This window comes from Amycolatopsis sp. NPDC050768, from assembly GCF_040654155.1.
In the GTDB taxonomy this organism is placed as follows: Bacteria; Actinomycetota; Actinomycetes; order Mycobacteriales; family Pseudonocardiaceae; genus Amycolatopsis.
Genome location: NZ_JBFAHL010000017.1, coordinates 25,635 through 43,815 on the forward strand (window position 1 = coordinate 25,635; position 18,181 = coordinate 43,815).

14 protein-coding genes and 2 pseudogenes are annotated in these 18,181 nt (G+C 70.7%); 7 read left to right on the plus strand and 9 right to left on the minus strand.

Translation table 11 applies throughout. The features are described 5' to 3' along the window. Positions 1 to 4 precede the first annotated feature (4 nt). Together AB0H62_RS37630 and AB0H62_RS37635 are read left to right on the plus strand one after the other, a co-directional pair. Positions 5 to 1,435, plus strand: coding sequence for an ABC transporter permease (locus tag AB0H62_RS37630; RefSeq protein WP_220238322.1), 1,431 nt, complete (start codon positions 5 to 7; stop codon positions 1,433 to 1,435). A 56-nt stretch (positions 1,436 to 1,491) separates the two neighbouring features. Continuing rightward, the gene (locus tag AB0H62_RS37635; RefSeq protein WP_220247504.1) at positions 1,492 to 2,628 is read left to right on the plus strand and encodes an ROK family transcriptional regulator; all 1,137 of its coding nucleotides are present in this window, start codon (positions 1,492 to 1,494) and stop codon (positions 2,626 to 2,628) included. A 318-nt stretch (positions 2,629 to 2,946) separates the two neighbouring features. Here AB0H62_RS37635 and AB0H62_RS37640 read toward each other — a convergent pair whose 3' ends face one another. Continuing rightward, on the minus strand, positions 2,947 to 3,126 hold the full coding sequence (locus AB0H62_RS37640) for a hypothetical protein (RefSeq protein ID WP_220238323.1): 180 nt from the start codon (positions 3,124 to 3,126) through the stop codon (positions 2,947 to 2,949). Between the two features lie 340 nt (positions 3,127 to 3,466). Between AB0H62_RS37640 and AB0H62_RS37645 the strand changes: the two genes are divergently transcribed. From AB0H62_RS37645 to AB0H62_RS37655, 3 genes are read left to right on the plus strand one after another with little or no spacing between them, the layout of a single operon-like run. Then, entirely contained in the window at positions 3,467 to 4,276 is an 810-nt protein-coding gene (locus AB0H62_RS37645) for an EamA family transporter (RefSeq protein WP_220238324.1), read from the plus strand. A gap of 21 nt (positions 4,277 to 4,297) precedes the next feature. Further along, positions 4,298 to 5,659, plus strand: a complete 1,362-nt coding sequence (locus AB0H62_RS37650) for a glutamine synthetase family protein (RefSeq protein ID WP_220238325.1) — start codon at positions 4,298 to 4,300, stop codon at positions 5,657 to 5,659. Positions 5,660 to 5,663: 4 nt separating this feature from the next. Beyond that, complete coding sequence (locus tag AB0H62_RS37655; protein ID WP_360591435.1) at positions 5,664 to 6,422, plus strand: hypothetical protein; 759 nt, start codon at positions 5,664 to 5,666, stop codon at positions 6,420 to 6,422. Here AB0H62_RS37655 and AB0H62_RS37660 read toward each other — a convergent pair. The 3 genes and pseudogenes from AB0H62_RS37660 to AB0H62_RS37670 form a co-directional block, all read right to left on the minus strand. Further along, positions 6,419 to 7,876 (minus strand): amino acid permease, encoded by a 1,458-nt coding sequence (locus AB0H62_RS37660; protein ID WP_220238327.1) that lies wholly within the window; start codon positions 7,874 to 7,876, stop codon positions 6,419 to 6,421. The two genes, AB0H62_RS37655 and AB0H62_RS37660, sit on opposite strands and share 4 nt — an antisense overlap. Positions 7,877 to 7,932: 56 nt before the next feature. Further along, positions 7,933 to 8,582, minus strand: a pseudogene (locus AB0H62_RS37665) (response regulator transcription factor). 483 nt (positions 8,583 to 9,065) lie between these two features. After that, positions 9,066 to 9,446: pseudogene (locus AB0H62_RS37670) on the minus strand (histidine kinase); the annotation flags it as partial. Positions 9,447 to 9,777: 331 nt separating this feature from the next. Between AB0H62_RS37670 and AB0H62_RS37675 the strand changes: the two are divergent. Both AB0H62_RS37675 and AB0H62_RS37680 read left to right on the plus strand, forming a co-directional pair. Continuing rightward, entirely contained in the window at positions 9,778 to 10,176 is a 399-nt protein-coding gene (locus AB0H62_RS37675; protein WP_360591437.1) for a hypothetical protein, read from the plus strand. A gap of 57 nt (positions 10,177 to 10,233) precedes the next feature. Further along, the gene (locus AB0H62_RS37680; protein WP_220238329.1) at positions 10,234 to 11,214 is read left to right on the plus strand and encodes an aminoglycoside phosphotransferase family protein; all 981 of its coding nucleotides are present in this window, start codon (positions 10,234 to 10,236) and stop codon (positions 11,212 to 11,214) included. Here AB0H62_RS37680 and AB0H62_RS37685 read toward each other — a convergent pair. The 5 genes from AB0H62_RS37685 to AB0H62_RS37705 all read right to left on the minus strand — a co-directional run bounded on the left by AB0H62_RS37685 (position 11,206) and on the right by AB0H62_RS37705 (position 18,060). Further along, positions 11,206 to 12,144: a DUF3592 domain-containing protein gene (locus tag AB0H62_RS37685; protein WP_360591440.1), complete on the minus strand. Its 939-nt coding sequence runs from the start codon at positions 12,142 to 12,144 to the stop codon at positions 11,206 to 11,208. The two genes, AB0H62_RS37680 and AB0H62_RS37685, sit on opposite strands and share 9 nt — an antisense overlap. Before the next feature lie 78 nt (positions 12,145 to 12,222). Further along, complete coding sequence (locus tag AB0H62_RS37690) at positions 12,223 to 13,905, minus strand: ABC transporter family substrate-binding protein (RefSeq protein WP_360591442.1); 1,683 nt, start codon at positions 13,903 to 13,905, stop codon at positions 12,223 to 12,225. A gap of 53 nt (positions 13,906 to 13,958) precedes the next feature. Continuing rightward, positions 13,959 to 16,091: an ABC transporter ATP-binding protein gene (locus tag AB0H62_RS37695; RefSeq protein WP_360591444.1), complete on the minus strand. Its 2,133-nt coding sequence runs from the start codon at positions 16,089 to 16,091 to the stop codon at positions 13,959 to 13,961. Then, complete coding sequence (locus AB0H62_RS37700) at positions 16,088 to 17,083, minus strand: ABC transporter permease (protein WP_220238332.1); 996 nt, start codon at positions 17,081 to 17,083, stop codon at positions 16,088 to 16,090. The genes AB0H62_RS37695 and AB0H62_RS37700 overlap by 4 nt, the downstream gene beginning before the upstream one ends. Then, the gene (locus tag AB0H62_RS37705) at positions 17,083 to 18,060 is read right to left on the minus strand and encodes an ABC transporter permease (RefSeq protein ID WP_220238333.1); all 978 of its coding nucleotides are present in this window, start codon (positions 18,058 to 18,060) and stop codon (positions 17,083 to 17,085) included. Before AB0H62_RS37705 ends, AB0H62_RS37700 begins: the two co-directional genes overlap by 1 nt. Positions 18,061 to 18,181: the final 121 nt, after the last annotated feature.

Sequence of the window (18,181 nt, forward strand, 5' to 3'; positions counted from 1 at the left end):
GCAGATGACTGAGACCCCAGCCAAGGCCCCGCAGCCGGACCAGGCGAACGCGATCGCCGACTTCGGTATCGACACCACGTCGATGTCGACGGGCGAGGCGATCAAGGACTACTTCGCGCGGATGAAGGACGGCCAGCTCGGCTCGGTCCCGGCCGTGCTCGGCGTGATCGTCCTGGCGATCCTCTTCAGCGCCCTCTCGAGTGACTTCTTCACGCTTCGCAACATCGCGAACCTGCTCGCGCAGGGCGCGGGCCAGACCATCATCGCGATGGGCATCGTGTTCGTGCTGCTGCTCGGTGAGATCGACCTGTCGGCCGGTACGGCCTCCGGTGTGTGCGCCTCGCTGATGGCGCTGCACTACGTGCACAACGGGAACCTGCTGGGCACCATGGGCGGCGGCGTGTTCATCACGTTCATCGCCGTGCTCGCGCTCGCCGTGATCCTGGCCGTGCTGCAGCGGATCTGGGCCGGGGCGGTGGTGGCGGGGATCGGCATCGTGGTGATCCTCATCGGTGTCCCGGTGAACGCGTGGCTCGAGATGCTGATCGCGATCTGCACCGGCACGGCCATCGGCTGCATCACCGGTTTCCTCGTCTCGAAGATCGGCATGCCGTCGTTCGTCGTGACCCTGGCGCTGTTCATCGTGTGGCAGGGCGTGATCCTGCAGTTCATCGGTGAGGGCGGCACGCTGCCGATCAGCACGAGCCAGACGCTGAACGCGGTGGCCAACGGAAACCTGTCGGTGCTGGGCAGCTGGATCCTCTTCATCGTCGCGGCGGGTGGTTACGCGCTCGTGGCTCTGGGGCAGCACTTCTCGCGGCTCAAGCGCGGTCTCGTGGTGCAGCCGACGCCGATCGTGCTGTTCAAGGTCGGCCTGGTCGCGGTGATCGCGGGAGTCGCGACGTACCTGCTCACCGTCAACCGCTCGTCCAACAACCTCGTGGTGATCGAGGGCGTGCCCTACGTCGTCCCGATCGTGCTGGCGCTGCTCGTCGCGGGCACCTACGTGCTCAACCGGACGCGCTACGGCCGGCACCTCTACGCCGTCGGTGGCAACCAGGAAGCGGCCCGCCGCGCCGGTATCAACGTGCCGAAGCTGCGCACCAGCGTGTTCGTGATCAGCTCGACGTTCGCGGCGATCGGCGCGATCGTGTACTCGTCGAAGATCGGCTCGGTCAACCCGCAGTCCGGTGGCCTCAACACGCTGTTGTTCGCGGTAGGCGCGGCGGTCATCGGTGGTACGTCGCTGTTCGGCGGCAAGGGCCGGGTCATCGACGCGGTGATCGGTGGTGCCGTGCTGGCGATCGTGAACAACGGCCTGGGCCTGCTCCAGCAGACCGCCGCCGTGGTGAACATCGTCACCGGTCTCGTTCTGCTGCTCGCGGCCACGGTCGACGCGCTGTCGCGGCGCCGAGCGGCTGCGTCGGCACGCTGACGCCCGATGCCACGTTCAAGCCGGTGACGAGCTCGTCCGTCGCACGACCCGACGAGGTGCGCCGGCACAACCGCACGACCTTGCTCCGCTTGCTGCACGTCGGCGGGCCGAGCACCCGGGCGACCCTGGCCGCGGAGCTGGGGCTCAACCGGAGCACGATCAAGACCCTCGTCGACGGGCTCGCGGAAGCGGGCGTCGTCGAGGAGAAGGTGCCGAGGCCGGGACGAGGGGCGGGCCGCCCCTCGCTCCTGGTCCTGCCCCAGCCGCACGCGGCGGTCGTGCTCGCGGTCGACCTGCAGGTCGAGCACGTGGCGATCGCGCTCGTGGGGCTGGGCGGCCAGATCCTCGGCCGCAACAGCTGGAACCTGCGCGGCCGGATGCGCGAGGCCGACGAGGTGATCACGCACGTGATCGAGTCGGCCGCCGTGCTGGCCGGCGACCTCGGGGTAACGCCCGTGGCCGTCGGGGTGTCGGTGCCCGGGGTCGTGCGGCGCGCCGACGGCCACGTGCACGAGGCGCCGAACCTGCGCTGGACCGACGTCGCCCTCGGCGAGCGCCTGACCAGCGTGCTGCGCATCCCCGTGCTGGTCGGCAACGACGCCGAGCTCGGCGCGGTCGCCGAGCACCTGCGCGGCGCGGCCCGCGGGTCGTCCGACGCCGTGTTCGTGTCCGCCGACGTCGGAGTCGGCGGCGGCGTCATCGCCCAAGGTTCGTCGCTGCGGGGCGGTGCGGGCTACGTCGGGGAGATCGGCCACATGGTCGTCCGCCCGGGTGGACGCCCCTGCTACTGCGGCAGCAGCGGCTGCTGGGAGACCGAGATCGGCGAGGCGGCCCTGTGCCGGGCCCTGGGCCTGCCGGAGGACACCGCACGGGGCGCGATCCTGTTCGAGCTGCGTGAGCTGGCCCGCGACCCCGAGGCGGCGCTCTCCCGGCTCGAGGAGTTCTCGGAGTGGCTCACTCTCGGGCTCGTCAACGTGGTCAACCTGCTGGGCCCGCAGCTCGTCGTGCTGGGCGACCTGCTCACGGTGCTGCCGGACTCGGTGATCCGCGCGGTGGCCGCCGAGGTCCGCCGGCGCAGCCTGGTGAGCCGGGCCGTCGGCGGGACGCGGATCGTGAGCTCGGCGCTGGGCGCGGACGTGAAGCTGCTGGGCGCCGCCGAGGTGGCGTTCGAGGTCGTCCTCGACACGGTCTAGGCAGGTTCGTGAAGGGCACCTTGCCGGACTCCGAGTCCCGCAAGGTGCCCTTCCCGGACTTCCCGGCGATTGCCACGGGGAATTGCCGGGTGTGGCGTTTGCCACTGAAGTGCCTGGTATTCGGTTTCGGTGCGGTTTCGAACCGGACAGGAATTGTCAATTCAGCACCCGGTGCAAAACGTGAAGTTGCAAGTGGTGAAGTCGCCGGGGTCTCGGTTTCACCGCGAATGGGTCTCGATACGCCGAAGGCGGCAGGTGCATCGGGCACCCGCCGCCTTCGGGCCGAGTCGTTCGTCTCGGCGTGGTCTCTCGAGACCCCTACTTCTGGATCTCCGCGGCCAGTTCCTTGAGCTTGGCCTCGTGCTCACGGGCGTGGTGCCCGCAGAAGAGCAGCTCACCTCCGGAGCTGAGGACGGCGCGTACCTGAGCCGCAGCCCCGCACCGGTCGCATCGGTCGACGGCGGTCAATTCGGGGCGGGTGAGCGTGGGTGATGTCATGGGGGTCTCCCTCCGTCCCGGTACTGGTTGCCCAGTACCTAGATCCAGCTACGCCCACTTCGGAACTGACGCCCTCGGCGGGATCGCCTCCGGCTCCGCGGTGTTCGTGCTTCCACTGTTCCAGACGTTTCGCGGCCCGCAAGTGTTCCCGCGCCGGTGGGACCTGTGTCACGCCGATTTACCCCAGTTGTCGTAGTCCCATCCCGCTCCTTAGGACAAGGGTGCCTGTGCGTAGTCGTTTTCCGAGGTCAGGCACCATGCGCGAGTGGGTTCTGTGCTATCCGGAAAACGTGCGACGGCCATTCCGGCCCCGGTCTTGTTCGTTCTCAGCGGAATTTCGATGTATGCCGGGGCGGCCATCGCGGTCGGGCTTTTCGGGCACGCCTCCCCCTCGGGGGTGGCCTGGCTGCGCTGCCTGGGCGCCGCTGTGGTGCTGCTCGCGTGGCGCCGGCCCGCCCGCGCTGCGTGGCGGGGCCGGCGGTTCCTGCTCGCCGCCGCGTTCGGCGTGGTCACCGCCGTCATGAACGTGGCCTTCTACGAGGCCATCGCCCGCCTCCCGCTCGGCACGGTCGTGGCGCTGGAGTTCGCCGGGCCCGTGGTCGTGGCGGCCGTGGGGTCGCGCACGCGCCGCGACCTCGGTGCACTGGCGCTGGTGGCCGTCGGCGTCGTCGCGATCGCCGACGTGCGGCTGGAGGGCAGCGCGCTGGGCGTCGTGTTCGCCCTGGCCGCGGCGGCCGCGTGGGCCGGGTACATCGTGCTCGGCAAGCGCGTCGCGGTGGCCGGCGACGGCGTGGACAGCCTCGCGGTGGGCTTCGCCGTGGCCACGGTCGTGCTCTCGCCCCTGGCGCTCGGCACGGGTGAGGTGTGGTCTTCGCCACGTATGCTGCTGCTCGGCATCGGCGTGGGCGTGCTGTCGACGGTGGTGCCCTACGTGCTCGACCAGTTCGTGCTGCGGCGCGTGGGCCGGGCCGGCTTCGCGGTGCTGCTGGCGCTGCTCCCGGTCACGGCCGGAGTCACGGGGTACGCGCTGCTCGCGCAGGTGCCGAGCCTGCCGGAGGCGCTGGGCACCCTCGCGGTGGTCGCCGGGGTCGCGCTGCGCCGCAGGGACGAGCCCACGTTCGACGATGTCTCGCCTGAGCCGCGATACTGACCCGAACCCCCGGAGGTGGCGATGACCAAGGCGGCGTCGGCGGTCGCGAAGGACCTGGCCTTGTCCGGGGTGGGCGGAGTGCACCTGTCCTGGGCCGACAACAACGGCATCCCGCGCTCGCGCATCGTGCCCATCCACGGCCTCGCGGGCGCCGCCGCCCGCGGCGTGGGCGCGACCTCGCTGTTCGCCGTGTTCGACAGCCACGACGCCATCACCTACGGCCACGCGGGCCTGGCGACGCCGTCCGGCGACATCCGGCTGGTGCCGGTGCTGGAACGCCTGCGGCGTCTCGCCGGCCAGCGCGCGCTCGCCTGGGCGCCCGCGCGGCAGGTCGCCGCCGACGGCTCGCCCTGGCCCTACTGCCAGCGCTCGGTGCTGGAACGCCAGGTAGCCGAGGCCGGCCGCCGGGGGCTGGAGTTCCTGGCCGGCTACGAGCTCGAGTTCGCCGTGACGCCCGCCGGCAGCACCGACGTCGTCGCGGCACCCGGGCACCCCGGCCCCGCCTACAGCCCGCACGCGCTCGTCCGCCTCGACGGGTTCGTCGCCGCGCTGCTGCACGACTTCGCCGCCAACGGCCTGGAGATCGGCCAGCTGCACGCCGAATACGGCCCGGCCCAGCTGGAGCTGTCGCTGGCGGCCACCGACCCCGTGTCGGCCGCGGACGACCAGCTCCTGGCCCGCCAGACCATCCACGCCGCCGCGCACGCCCACGGCCTCGCCGTGAGCTTCGCGCCGCTGGTCAGCCTCGCGGCCGCCGGCAACGGCTGGCACCTGCACACGTCCGTGCGGCGCCGCGGCCGCAACCTGCTCGCGGGGGAGGGCCGGCCCGGCGATCTCGCGGGCGAGGGTGCCGCCTACCTCGGCGGCCTGCTGCGCGACCTGCCCGCCCTGACGGCCGTCACGGCCCCGAGCGTGCCCTCCACGCTGCGGCTGCGCCCGGGCTACTTCGCCGGCGCGTACGCGTTCTGGGGCGTGGAGAACCGCGAAGCGCCCCTGCGGTACGTGCCGGACTCGGCCCTGCTCGGCCCGGACCACGCGAACGTCGAGCTCAAGGCTTCCGACGCGTCGGCCAACCCGTACCTCGCGCTGGCGGTCGTGCTGGCCGCCGGGATGGCCGGCATCGAGGACGGCGCCCCGCTGCCCGAACCGATCGCCGAGGACCCGGGCGGCTGGACGGCGGGCGAACGCGAGACCCGCGGCGTCCTGCCGCTGCCCGCGAACCCCGCCGACCAGGCCGCGGCGCTGCTCGCGTCGCCCCGCGTCTCGGGCGCCCTCGGCGACGAGCTGCTGGGCGCGTTCCGCGCGGTCCGCGCGTCGGACGCGGCGTGGGCCGCGGACCGCACGCCGGAGGAGATCGTCGCGGCCCACGCTTGGCGGTACTGACCGCGTGGCCGCGGCCGAGCTCTCCGCCGTGCACTGGCTGCCCGGCGCCGCGCGGCTCATCGCCGAAGCGCGCGCCGAGCTGCCGCAGAAGGACGGGCTCTCGGCCGCCTTCGCGGCGCTGGCCGTGCTGCGGGCGGCCGGCTGCGCCGTGGCGGACCAAGACGAGGTCGCCGTGGCGGCCGGCACCGTGCGCGCGCCGGGCGAACCGCCGGCCGGGGCGAAGAACCGGGACGACTTCCGGCTGCCCGTCCCGTGCGACGCCGCGACGGCGGGTACTGAGCCACAAGCGCTGGCCGCCGCCGTGGAAGCGTTGTCGGGCAGGCGGTTGCGGGTCGTTCCGGCGACGGGGGAGTGGTCCCCGCAAGCCTTGGTCGACCTGCTCGTGGCGCTGTGGGACCTGCCGCGCGTGGCGGTGCTCGCGCGGCTGGACCCGGCCGAGCTGGGCTCGCCCGACACCCCGGAACGCGCGCTGCTCGACTACCTCCACACGGGCGTCCCTCCCTTGTGGACGAACCGGTGGCGCCCGCCGGGCCACCACCACGTCCTGGTGGCCGGCGTGCGGATCGGCGCCGAAGGCACGCTGCTGTCCGTTGTGGACACCTATGCCGTGCTGGGGGACAACGGGATCCACGACCAGCCGGCGGAATGGGTCACGGCCGCGCTGGCCGCCTCGGGAGTGCTGCTGCTCGTCGCGGACGCGGCCCACGCCGGCGAGCTCGCCGAAGCGGTCGCCGGCGCGGGCCTGCGGCCCGGCTTCGCCTAGGTGGGCGACCCGGCCCGGTTGCCCGGCGCGAGGCGGGAGTGCTTGCGGCCGTAGAAGAAGTAGATCAGCAGGCCCAGCACGAGCCACGCGGCGAAGCGGATCCAGGTGAGCACGTCGAGGTTCAGCATGAGGTAGAAGCACGCCACCGCGGCGATGATCGGCACCACGGGGGAGAACGGCACGCTGAACGGCCGCTTCAGGTCAGGGCGGCGCTTGCGCAGCACCGGCACGGCCAGCGCGACGATGATCATCGCCGAGAGGGCGCCGATGCTGACCATGTCCGACAGCGCGGAGATCGGCACGAACGCCGCGAGCGCCGCGATCAGGATGGCGCCCAGGATGGTCATGCGGTGCGGGGTGCCCCAGCGCGGATGGGTGGTGCCGATGGCCTTGGGCAGCAGGCCGTCGCGGCCCATCGCGAAGCCGATGCGGCCGATGGTCACCAGCTCGACCATCATCACCGACGTCAGGCCGGTCACCGCGCCGAGCGAGATCAACGCGCCGACCCAGTGCTGGCCGACGCTGTCGAACGCGGCCGCGAGCGGGGCGCCGGTGTCGATGTCGGTGAACGGGATCATGCCCGTGAGCACGATCGAGACGGCGATGTAGAGCACGGCGCACACGGCCAGCGCGCCGAGGATGCCCACGCGCAGGTCCTTGCGCGGGTTGATGGTCTCCTCCCCGAGGTTCGCCAGCGCCTCGAAACCGGTGTAGGCGAAGAACACCACGGCCGCGGCGGTCACGACACCCGCGATGCCGTACACGGACTGCTCGAGGCCGAGCGCGGCCTGCACCACCGGCTGTTCCAGCACGCCCGAGCCACCCGAGGGCGGCTGCGCCGGCGGGATGAACGGCGTGAGGTTGGCGCCCTTGATGAAGAACACCCCGACCACGATGATCAGGATGCACACGGCGACCTTCACGCACACCAGCACGTTGGTGAGCCACGCGGATTCCTTGATCCCCAGCACTGCCACCACCGTCAGCACGGCGATGATGATCACCGCGCCGATGTTGACCTTCGCGTCCTCGCCGAACCACGTGGGCGAGAGGCCCAGCAGGTTCGCGAGGTACCCGGACCACCCGCGCGACACCACGGCTGCGCCGAGCGCGAACTCCAGCAGCAGGTCCCAGCCGATGATCCACGCGAACACCTCGCCGAGCGTGGCGAACGCGTAGGTGTAGGCGCTGCCGGCCGTCGGCACGCTGGAGGCCAGTTCGGCGTAGCAGAGCGCCGCGAGTCCCGCGACGACCGCGCCGATCACGAACGACAGCGTGACCGCCGGGCCCGCGTGGGTCTTGGCCTCGACGCCGGCGAGCGTGAAGATCCCGGTCCCGATGATGATCCCGACGCCGAACCCCACCAGGTCGCGTCCCCTGAGCCGCCGCTTCAGCTCGCCCGAGTCCTGGCGCTTCAGGACCTCGTCCACGTCCAACGTTCTCCGCACACCCATGGAAGAACGTTAGAAGCTCACGGGCCGGCCTGCAGATCGGCTGCTCGACGCGGACTTCAGTTCAGCGCGAGCCCGGCTTCCTGCGCGAGGATCGCGACCTGCACCCGCGAGCGGAGGTCGAGTTTCGTGAGCACGCGCGACACGTGCGTCTTCACCGTGGTCTCGCCGATGTGCAGGCGGGTGCCGATCTCGGCGTTGGACAGGCCGGCGCCCAGGCAGCCCAGCACCTCGCGTTCGCGGTCGGTGAGGTCGTCCAGACCAGAGGGCGCGGTGACGGGTTTCCCGGCCGACTGCGCGAAGGCCGTGATGAGCTTGCGCGTCACCTGCGGCGCCAGCACCCCCTCGCCCGCGGCGACGAGCTTCACGGCCTCGATCAGCCGCGGCGCTTCGACGGACTTGAGCAGGAAACCCGCGGCACCGGCGCGCAGGGCGGCGTGCACGTACTCGTCGAGGTCGAACGTCGTGAGCACGAGGGCCTGCGCCAGCCCTTCGGCGACGAGCTCGCGGGTGGCGGTGATGCCGTCGGTGCCGGGCATGCGCACGTCCATCAGCACGACGTCGGGCCGCAGCGCCCGCGCCTGCCGGACCGCGGCGGCCCCGTCGGCGGCCTCGCCGACCACCTCGATGCCTTCGGCGTTGCCGAGGATCAGCACGAGGCCCGCCCGGATCGCCCGTGGTCGTCGGCCACCAGCACCTTGACCGTCACGCGTGTCCGACCACCAGTGGCAGCTCGGCGCGGACCACCCAGTCCGAGCCCGACGGGCCCGCGCTCAGCGTTCCGCCCACGGCACTCGCGCGTTCGCGCATGCTCAGCAGCCCGTGGCCCGTGCCACCGGTGCGCGCGGCCGCCGAACGCAGCTCGTTGCCGATCTCGACGGTGAGTATGCCGCCGTCGCAGCGCAGGTCCACCACCACCCGCCCGCCCGGCGCGCGCTTCACCGCGTGGTGAGCGCTTCCTGCGCGATCCGGTACGCGGTGAGGTCGACCGCGGCGGGCAGGCCGGCAGAGGAGTCCACTGTGGATTCGACGACGACCTCCATCCCCGTGGCGCGCGCGGATTCCACGAGCCGCGACAGCTCGGCGAGCCGCGCGGGGCGGTGGTCTCGTATTCGTCGTCGCCCGTCTCCGACGCGGCGCGCAGCAGGCCGATCATCGTGCGCATCTCGTCGAGCGCGCTCACGCTGTTCTCCCGCACGGCCTCGAGCACCGCGCGGGACATCTTCGGGTCTTCGGCCATCGACAGCGCCGCCTCCGACTGGATCGCGATGGCCGAGAGGTGGCCCGCGATCACGTCGTGCAGGTCGCGCGCCATCCGCGCCCGCTCGGCGGCCACGGCGGCGCGCTGGTCGAGCTCGGCGATCTTCGCCAGCTGGTCGGCGTTGGCGCGTTCGGTGGTGGCGATGTCGCGCTGCTGGCGCACGTTCGCCGCCCACCACACCGGCACCAGTAGGAACGGCAGGATCCCCAGCGCGCCGATCACGGCCACGCGCCACTGCGCGGACACGGCCAGCGCGGCGACCAGCACGCCCAGCGCGGCTGTGGCCGCCACGCCGATCATCACCCGGCTCATGCGGCGCGACCCGTAGAGCGTCGCTGCGTAGAGGAAGTCGGTGTACACGGCCACGACCGGCAGCGACGGGCCCAGCACCAGGTCGACCGCGAGCACACCCGTGACCAGCAGCAGGCCGCCCGGCACCCAGCGGCGCAGGAACGACAGGCCGCACAGCACCGCGAGCTCCACGAGCCGCACCCACAGCCCGAAGTGGTCGGGGCCGGGGATCAGGCGGTGCTGCACATCGCGGAGAGCGCCGTGCTGCTCGCGGTGGGCGCGGCCGTGCTGTTCGCCGGACAGGCTCGCAAACGCCGGCGCGATCACCTGTGACGCGGCTTACACTGGACGCGTGGCCGACGCGACCGGCAGCGTGGCCGGGCCTCTCGTCCTCTTCGCCGTGGTCAGCTTCGCTCCCTCGGCCCTTTTCTGGTGCGCGCTGCGCGTGCCCACCCTCTACCGCTGGCTGCGCGACCGCCGCCGCGAGCAGCTCCAGCCGGCGGGCCCGCCCGTCGAACGTCTCTCCGCGGACCTTCGACGCGTGCACCGCGTGCTCGCGTCGTACCCGCCCGGCACTCCGGCGGCCCGGCGCATCGGCACCCGCCAGGCTTACGACGAGCTGCTGCAGACGGCCTGCCGCGCGGTCGGCGTCGAGCACCGGCTCGAGTCGCTGCCCGAGGGCATCGACCGCGATCTCGAACGGCTGCGCATCGAGGAGTCGTTGAGGCGCGAGGGTCTGGCGGTGCCCTGAGCGGCCGGGGTGCGGAGTGTGATCGAGTGCCGCTGACGGGCCTGCCAGGATGAGCCCATGGACTTTCGCCCCCTCGACCGCCCGATCGGGGCGTTCCAGCAGCAGCTCGGACCCGAACAGATCCAAGCGGTGTGCGAGCGCGTGTTCGGGCCCGCCACCGTGGTCCGCGCCGCGATCGAGCTGGGCTGGGGCGGCTACAACACGACCTACCGCGTGGAGCTCGCCGACGGGCCGGTGATCCTGCGCGTGGCCCCGGCGCCCGCGCGCCAGGCGCGGACCGAGTGGCAGTTCATGCGCAACGAGTACGTCGCGGCGCCCTACTTCGCGCCCATCGCGCACCTGCTGCCGCGCACGATCGCGGCCGACTTCACCCACGAGGTGCTCCCGCGCGACTACGTGGTGCAGGCCGTGCTCACCGGCCGCGCCGGGCCCGACGTCCTCCCGACGTACCCGCCGGCCGAGCGCGGGCCGTTCTACCGCGAGCTGGGCCGCCTGACGCGCCTGGTGCACGACGTGCGCGGGCCCGGCTTCGGCCCGGTCGCGGGGCCGCACTTCGCCACGTGGAGCGAAGCGCTGGTCGCCTTCTTCGCCGACAACGCGCTCGACCTGGAGGACCGCGGCCTCGACGCCGCCGACGTGCGGGAGATCGGCAAGCTCGCCGCCCGCGACTCGGCGCTGCTCGACGAGGTCACCGAACCGCGCCTGCTGCACGGCGATCTGTGGACGATCAACGTGATGCTCGCCGACGATCTCCGCGTCACCGGCGTCTACGACCACGACCGCAGCTGGTGGGGTGACCCGGCGGCCGACTGGCCGATCCGCATGGCGCTGGCCAAACCCGGTACGGAGCGGGACACGTTCTGGGAGGCCTACGGCCCGCTCGACACCTCGCCCGGGGCCCGGCGGCGCATGCTCTACTACCGCGCCCGGCACCTCGGCGCGCTGCGGCTGGAGCGCCACCGCCTCGACCAGGCGGAGAAGCTCGCGGACTCCTACGACGAGCTGGCCGCCGTCCTCGGGGAGCTGGGCTCAGACTGACGGGTCGGAGCCGCGCAGCGCGGCCCACCAGAACCCGAACGCGGCGACGAGCACGGTGACCACGAGCCACCCGCTGAAGCCGCTGCCGTCGACGAAGGCCCAGAACACGCCGACCACGGGGGCGACGGCCAGCACCGGCAGGTCGGCGCGGAACTGGCGCGCCAGCGCCACCGGGCGCGCCGCGGCGAGCGCGCGTTCCTCGTCCGGCTCGGCGGGGTTGTCGGTACGGCGGCCGCGCGGCTCGGTGGCCCGCACCGAACCGGCCGAATACAGCAGTTCGTCGCCCACCTCGACGGCGACGAACCGGTCGCGGCGCACGTCGCCGCGGACCACGACCTTCGTCGGCGCGGGCAGGCCGATCAGCGTGGGGGAGAAGTACACGGGGATCCACCGTGGCGACGCCGTCTCGGTTTCGAGCCAGGACCGCGTGAGCAGACCGCGTTGCACCTTCACCCGCCGCACCGGGATCGGTGACGTCGACGCCGCGGCTCGCGCGGGCCGGACGAAGCGCGTGAAGAACAGGAAGAGGTCGACGGCCAGCACCGCCGCGGCCGCGACCACGGTCACCGTGGCGTAGGTCGTCGCGCGGTCGGCGGTCACGATCGGGGTGGCATCGCGGATCAGCGCGCGGGACGGCTGCGCGGGGTCGTACAGCACGGGCACGCTCGTGCCGGTCTTCGGCGCCGAGCTGTCGAGCGCGACATCCGCCGTCGCGACAGACCCGCCGGCCACCGGGAAGCGCACGGTCGCCGAGCCTTCGCCGCCGCGCACCACCGTGCCCGTGGCCTGCGCCGTGATGCCCCGGACGTCGGCCTGCGCGTGGGAGAACTCCAGCAGCTGCAACACGAACACGGCCGCGCACGCGAGCAGCACCACGCCGCTCGTCACAAGGATGTGGCGCACCGGGCGCAACCGCAGGAAACTCCGCATGAGTGCCACCTTAGGTGTCTACAAAGGAAAGAGCGGCGCGGGCCGGGGCCCGCGCCGCTCTCCCCGGGGGGTACAGCGTTACTTCACGAAGCCGATCTTGGTGTAGTCGTACGGGGTGTTCGCGTAGCCGGGCGAACCGAAGTTGCCCAGGGTCTTGCGCACGGCGAAGGCACCCGGCGACTGGAAGATCGGGAGCTGGTGGCCCAGGGCCCAGATCTCCTTGTCGGCGGCGTTGATGTCCGCGGCCCGCTTGGTGTCGTCCAGTTCCTGGGCGGCGGTGTCGAGCAGCTGGTTCAGCTTGTCGTCACCGATGCGACCGTAGTTCTGGTTGATGTTCTTCGGGTCGAGGTAGTAGATGCCCTTGCTGCCGCCGATCGGGAACGAGTTCGACAGCCAGCGGAACAGCGTCAGGTCGAAGTTGCCGACGTTGACGTAGTTCTTGAAGAACTCGGTGCTCGGCACGGCCTGGATGTCCAGCCCGACACCGATCGCCTTCAGCTCCGACTGCATGATCTGGCCGGTCTGCTGGCTGATCGGCGTCGCCGAGGGGATCACCAGGCGCAGCTTGAGCTGCTTGCCGTCCTTGGCGCGCAGGTCACCGGACTGCTTCCAGCCCAGCTTGTCGAGCTCGGCCTTCGCGGCGGTCGCGTCGAACTTGTACGGCGCCGAGTTGTCCTCGTAGGTCTTGGAGCCCTTGAGGTACAGGTGGTTGCCGATCGGCGTGGTGTCCTTCTGCATCTGGCCGAGGATCGCCTTGCTGATCGAGACCGTGTCGATGCCCTTCATGATCGCCACGCGCAGATCCTTGTCGGCCAGGATCGAGCCCGCCGCGCCGTTGAAGGTCACGTGCGTGTAGTCCGGGTTGTTGGACTGGCGGACGACCGCGTTGGGGTCGGCCTGTGCGCGCTTGAAGGCGTTGATGTCGTTGTTCAGGTTGTAGAAGTCGATCTGGCCGTTGGCGAAGGCGTCCGGCAGCGCGGCGCGCTCCACGACCTTGTAGGTCACGGTGTCCAGCTTCGGCTTCGGGCCCCACCAGTTCGGGTCCTTCTCGAAGACCACGGTCTTGCCGGTCGCGTCGATGCTCTTGACCTTGAACGGCCCGGCGGTGATCAGCGGCTTGGCGGCCCAGGCCTTGTTGAACGTGTCCGGGTCGGCGTTCAGCTCCTTGGGGTAGAGCGGGCTGAACAGCGACTTCCACTCCGCGAACTTCTTCGCGAAGGTGATCTTCACGTCCTGGTCGTCAGTGCCCTTTTCGACCTTGGCGATGTCCTCGTAACCCGTGGTGCCCGACACCTGGTAGGCCGGGTCCTTACCGTTGAGGACCTTGGCCTGCGCGGCGTAGTCCTCCCACGAGAACTGCCGGCCGTTGCTCCACTTGGCCTTCGGGTTGATCTTCAGCTCGACGACCTGAGGGTCGGTGCTGATGACCTCGGCCGAGGTGAGGTAGCTCGGGTCGACGCCCACCGACGCGTCCGCGTTCTGCGGGAACGGGTAGGGGATGATGGCGCCGTCCATGTAGGCGCCGTCGGCGACCGTGCCGTCGACCTCGTTGTAGTTCCAGTTGTCCGGCAGCTGGTCGACCGGCCACTTGAAGTCGCCGCCGTCTTTGATCTTGTCGAGCGGCATCGCGTTGATGTCCGCGGTCTTGACCTGCTGGGTGCCGGCGTCCTGTAGTCCGCTGTTACCACTGCTGGAGGAGCCGCCGCCGCAAGCGGCGAGCAGGAGCCCCAGAGCGGCAACGGGAGCCACGAGTGCGGCCATTCTCCGTCGCATCATATTTGCCTTTCTTTCCCTGTGTGCCAACGGATGCGTGGCTACACGACTTCGCGGGTCTTGGCGTAGTGGCAGGCGACGTCGTGGTCGTCCGCGCGGGACTCGCGCGGCGGCTCGACGTCGATGCACTTCTGCTTGTCCTGTTCGGACAGTTGCGAGAACACGAAACAGCGCGTGCGGAACCGGCAGCCCGACGGCGGGTTCGCCGGGCTGGGCAGGTCGCCGGTGAGGATGATCCGGGTCCGCTCGCGTTCCTTGATCGGGTCCGGGATCGGGATCGCGGACAGCAGCGCCTGCGTGTACGGGTGCTGCGGCGCGTCGAAGACCGTCTCCACGTCGCCGATCTCGACGATCTTGCCGAGGTACATCACGGCCACGCGGTCGGCGATGTGCCGGATCACCGAGAGGTCGTGGGCCACGAACAGGTACGACAGGCCGAGCTTCGCCTTCAGCTCGTCGAGCAGGTTGATCACGCCGGCCTGGATCGACACGTCCAGCGCGGACACCGGTTCGTCGAGCACGATCAGCTTCGGCTCGAGCGCGAGCGCCCGGGCGATGCCGATGCGCTGGCGCTGCCCGCCGGAGAACTCCGCCGGGTACCGGTCGGCGTGCTCCGCGCGCAGCCCCACGAGCCCGAGCAGCTCAGGCACGCGTTTGGCGATGTGCGCCTTGCCGTAGCCGTGGGTCACCATCGGCTCGGCGATGATGTCGCCGATCGGCAGCCGCGGGTCGAGCGCGGCCATCGGGTCCTGGAACACCACCTGCAGGTCGCGCCGGATCTCCTTGCGCCCCTTGCCGTTCAGCTTCGCGACGTCCCGGCCGAGCACCGCCACCGACCCGTTCTGTGGGGCGGCCAGCTCGAGGATCTCCATCAGCGTGGTCGACTTGCCACAGCCGGACTCGCCGACCAGGCCCAGTGTCTCGCCCTCGACGATGTCGAAGCTGACGCCGTCGACCGCCTTGACCACACCGGCCTTGCGCTTGAGCACCGCGCCCTTGGTGATCTGGTAGTGCTTCCGCAGGTCCTGCACGTCGAGCACGGTGGTGCGCTGCGCGCGCGGCAGCTTCGCGACCGCCGCCTCCTCGATCACCTCGGCGCCGTAGACCTCGGCCGCGTCGGCCTTGGGGCCGGCCAGCTCCTCGGTGCGGATGCAGGCGGCTCGGTGCGTGGTGTCGACCGGAGCGTTCGGGTTGCCCGGCGTGATCGTGAACAGCTCGGGCTCGGCCTGGTGGCACGCGTCGATCGCCAGCGGGCAGCGCGGCGCGAACGGGCAGCCCGAGGGCAGGTTCACCAGCGAGGGCGGCTGGCCCTCGATCGGCACCAGCGGCTGCTTCTCGTGCGCGTCGACGCGGGGGATCGAGCCCAGCAGGCCCAGCGTGTACGGCATCCGCGGCTGGGCGTAGATGGTCTCGACCGGGCCCTGCTCCACGGCGCGCCCGGCGTACATGACCATCAAGCGGTCGGCGAACCCGGCGACCACGCCGAGGTCGTGGGTGATGATCACGATGCCGGCGCCGGTCACCTCCTGCGCGGTCTTCAGCACTTCCAGCACCTGGGCCTGCACGGTCACGTCGAGCGCGGTGGTCGGCTCGTCGGCGATGATCAGGTCCGGGTCGTTGGCGATCGCGATGGCGATCACCGCGCGCTGGCGCATGCCGCCGGAGAACTCGTGCGGGAACGCCTTGGCGCGCGCGGCGGCGTTCGGGATGCCGACGAGGTCGAGCAGCTCCACGGCCCGGTTGTTCGCCTGCTGCTTGGTCATCGAGCCCTTGGCGTGCACCAGCAGCGCCTCGGCGATCTGCGCGCCCACGGTGTACACGGGCGTCAGCGCCGAGAGCGGGTCCTGGAAGACCATCGAGATCTTCTTGCCGCGCAGCTTGGACAGCTCGGTGTCGGACTTGCCGATGAGCTCGCTGCCCTGGAACCGGATGGAGCCGGAGATGCGCGCCTGCGGCGGGAGCAGGCCCATGACCGCGAGCGACGACACCGACTTGCCGGAACCGGACTCGCCGACGATGCCCAGCACCTCGCCGGCCGCGACCTGGTAGGAGAGCCCGCGGACCGCGTGCACGCGGCCGGACTCGGACGGGAACGAAACGTCGAGGTCGGAGACTTCCAGGACCGTGCCGGTGGGCTTCTCGGTCTCCGCGCCCAGGGTGAGTGCGGCGGTCATGCTGTGACTCCTGTGGTGCTGGGGGACTTCGTCTTCTCTTCGATGCGCTTGCGTTCCTTGCGCCGCGAACGCGACGACGACGGGTCGAGCGCGTCGCGCAGGCCGTCACCCGCGTAGTTCACCGCGAGCACGGTGACCACGAGGAAGCCCGCCGGGATGTAGAACAGCCAGGGGAAGGTGCGCACCGCGTCGGTGCCGCTCGCGATCAGCGTGCCGAGCGAGACGTCGGGCGACTGCACGCCGAACCCGAAGAACGACAGCGAGGTCTCGGTGATGATCGCGACGCCGACGTTGATCGTCGCGTCGATGATCAGCAGCGAGGCCATGTTCGGCACGATGTGCTTGGCGATGATCCGCCACGACGGCTGGCCCATGAACTTCGCGGCCTTCACGAACTCGCGTTCGCGCAACGTCAGCGTCATGCCGCGCACGATGCGGGCGGTGATCATCCACTGGAACAGTGCGATCAGGCCGACCAGGATCAGCCACGTCTTGCCGCGGAAGGCGGGCGAGAGGATCGAGATGATCAGGAACGGCGGCAGGATCAGCAGCAGGTCCACGACCCACATGGCGATGCGGTCGGTCCAGCCGCCGAAGTAGCCGGCGGCCGCACCGACGATCGAGGCGACGCCGGTGGAGAACAGCGCGGCCAGCAGGCCGATCGTGAGCGACTTCTGCAGCCCGCGCATGGTCTGCGCGAACATGTCGCCGCCGATCTGGTTCGTGCCGAACCAGTGGTTCCCGTCCGGCGGCAGCAGGTTCGACAGCGGGTCGAGCTCGTCATACGACCACGGCGAGTACCAGGTGTAGGTGAAGGCCAGCACGTAGAACAGCACGATCACGGCCAGCGAGATGACCGCGAGCTTGTTGCGCAGGAAGCGGCGCAGCACGAGCTTTCCGCGGCTGGAGGACTTGCTTTCGGCCTCACTGCGCGGGTCGACCGCCAGCACGGCGGAATCGGCGATGTCGGCCTCGTTCACGGGAGCGGCCATCAGATCCTCACCCTCGGGTCGAGCGCGGCGTAGAGCACGTCGGCCAGCCACCCGGCCAGCAGCACGCAGATCGCGATGAACAGCGTCACGGTCGCGACGATGTTGGTGTCCTGCTTCTGGATCCCGGTCACCAGCCAGTCGCCCATGCCGTACCAGCCGAAGATCCGCTCGGTGAAGATGCCGCCCGTGATGAGCAGGCCGAAGCCGAACGCGAACAGCGTCGCCATCGGGATCAGCGCCGTGCGCAGGCCGTGCTTGAACAGCGCGCGCCGGCGGGTGAGGCCCTTCGCCTGAGCGGTGCGCAGGAAGTCGGAGCCGAGCACGTCGAGCATCGCCGAACGCTGGTAGCGGCTGTAGTACGCGACCTGCGTCAGCACGATCGCCAGTGTCGGCACGATGATGTGCTGCAACCGGTCGAGCAGCACGTCGCCGAAACTGCCGTCGATCCCGCTCGTCTCGCCCTGCACGATGAAGAACTGATACCCGCCGAGCAGGTTGTCGTTCACCGACTGGGCGCCCGCCTTGAGGATCGTGGCGATCACGAAGACCGGGGTGGACAGCACGACGAACGAGAACGTGGTGGCCACGTAGTCGCTCACCTTGTACTGCCGGATCGCGCTCACCACACCGACGAGCACGCCGATGATGATGCCGATCGTGATGCCCAGCAAGAACAGCCGAAGGCTCACGCCGGCACGGCGGAAGAGCTCGTCGGTGATCGGCTGGTCGGCGACCGTGCGGCCGAAGTTCCCCTGCAGCACTCCGCCGAGCCAAGTGAAGAAGCGCTCGGGGATGGGCTGGTTCAGGTAGAGCTCGGCCGCCTTGGCGTCGATAGTGGACTGCGGAGCCGGTGGGTTCCGCAGCTTCAGAGCGTCGAGCGGGCTGAAAGCCAGCGACGCCAAGGAAAAGGCCGCGAAGGTGGCGACCAGGCACAATGCCACGTAGTTGACGAGGCGGCGGAGGAGGAAGCCGATCACGGTTTCCTCGATTCACCGGGAACGGAGGTTCCACTCCGTGCCGACGGCCACGCCTGACTCTCGCCCCATTGAGTTTTCGTCGAAAACACTAGCCGGTGCTGCCTTCCGAATGCTGCTGACG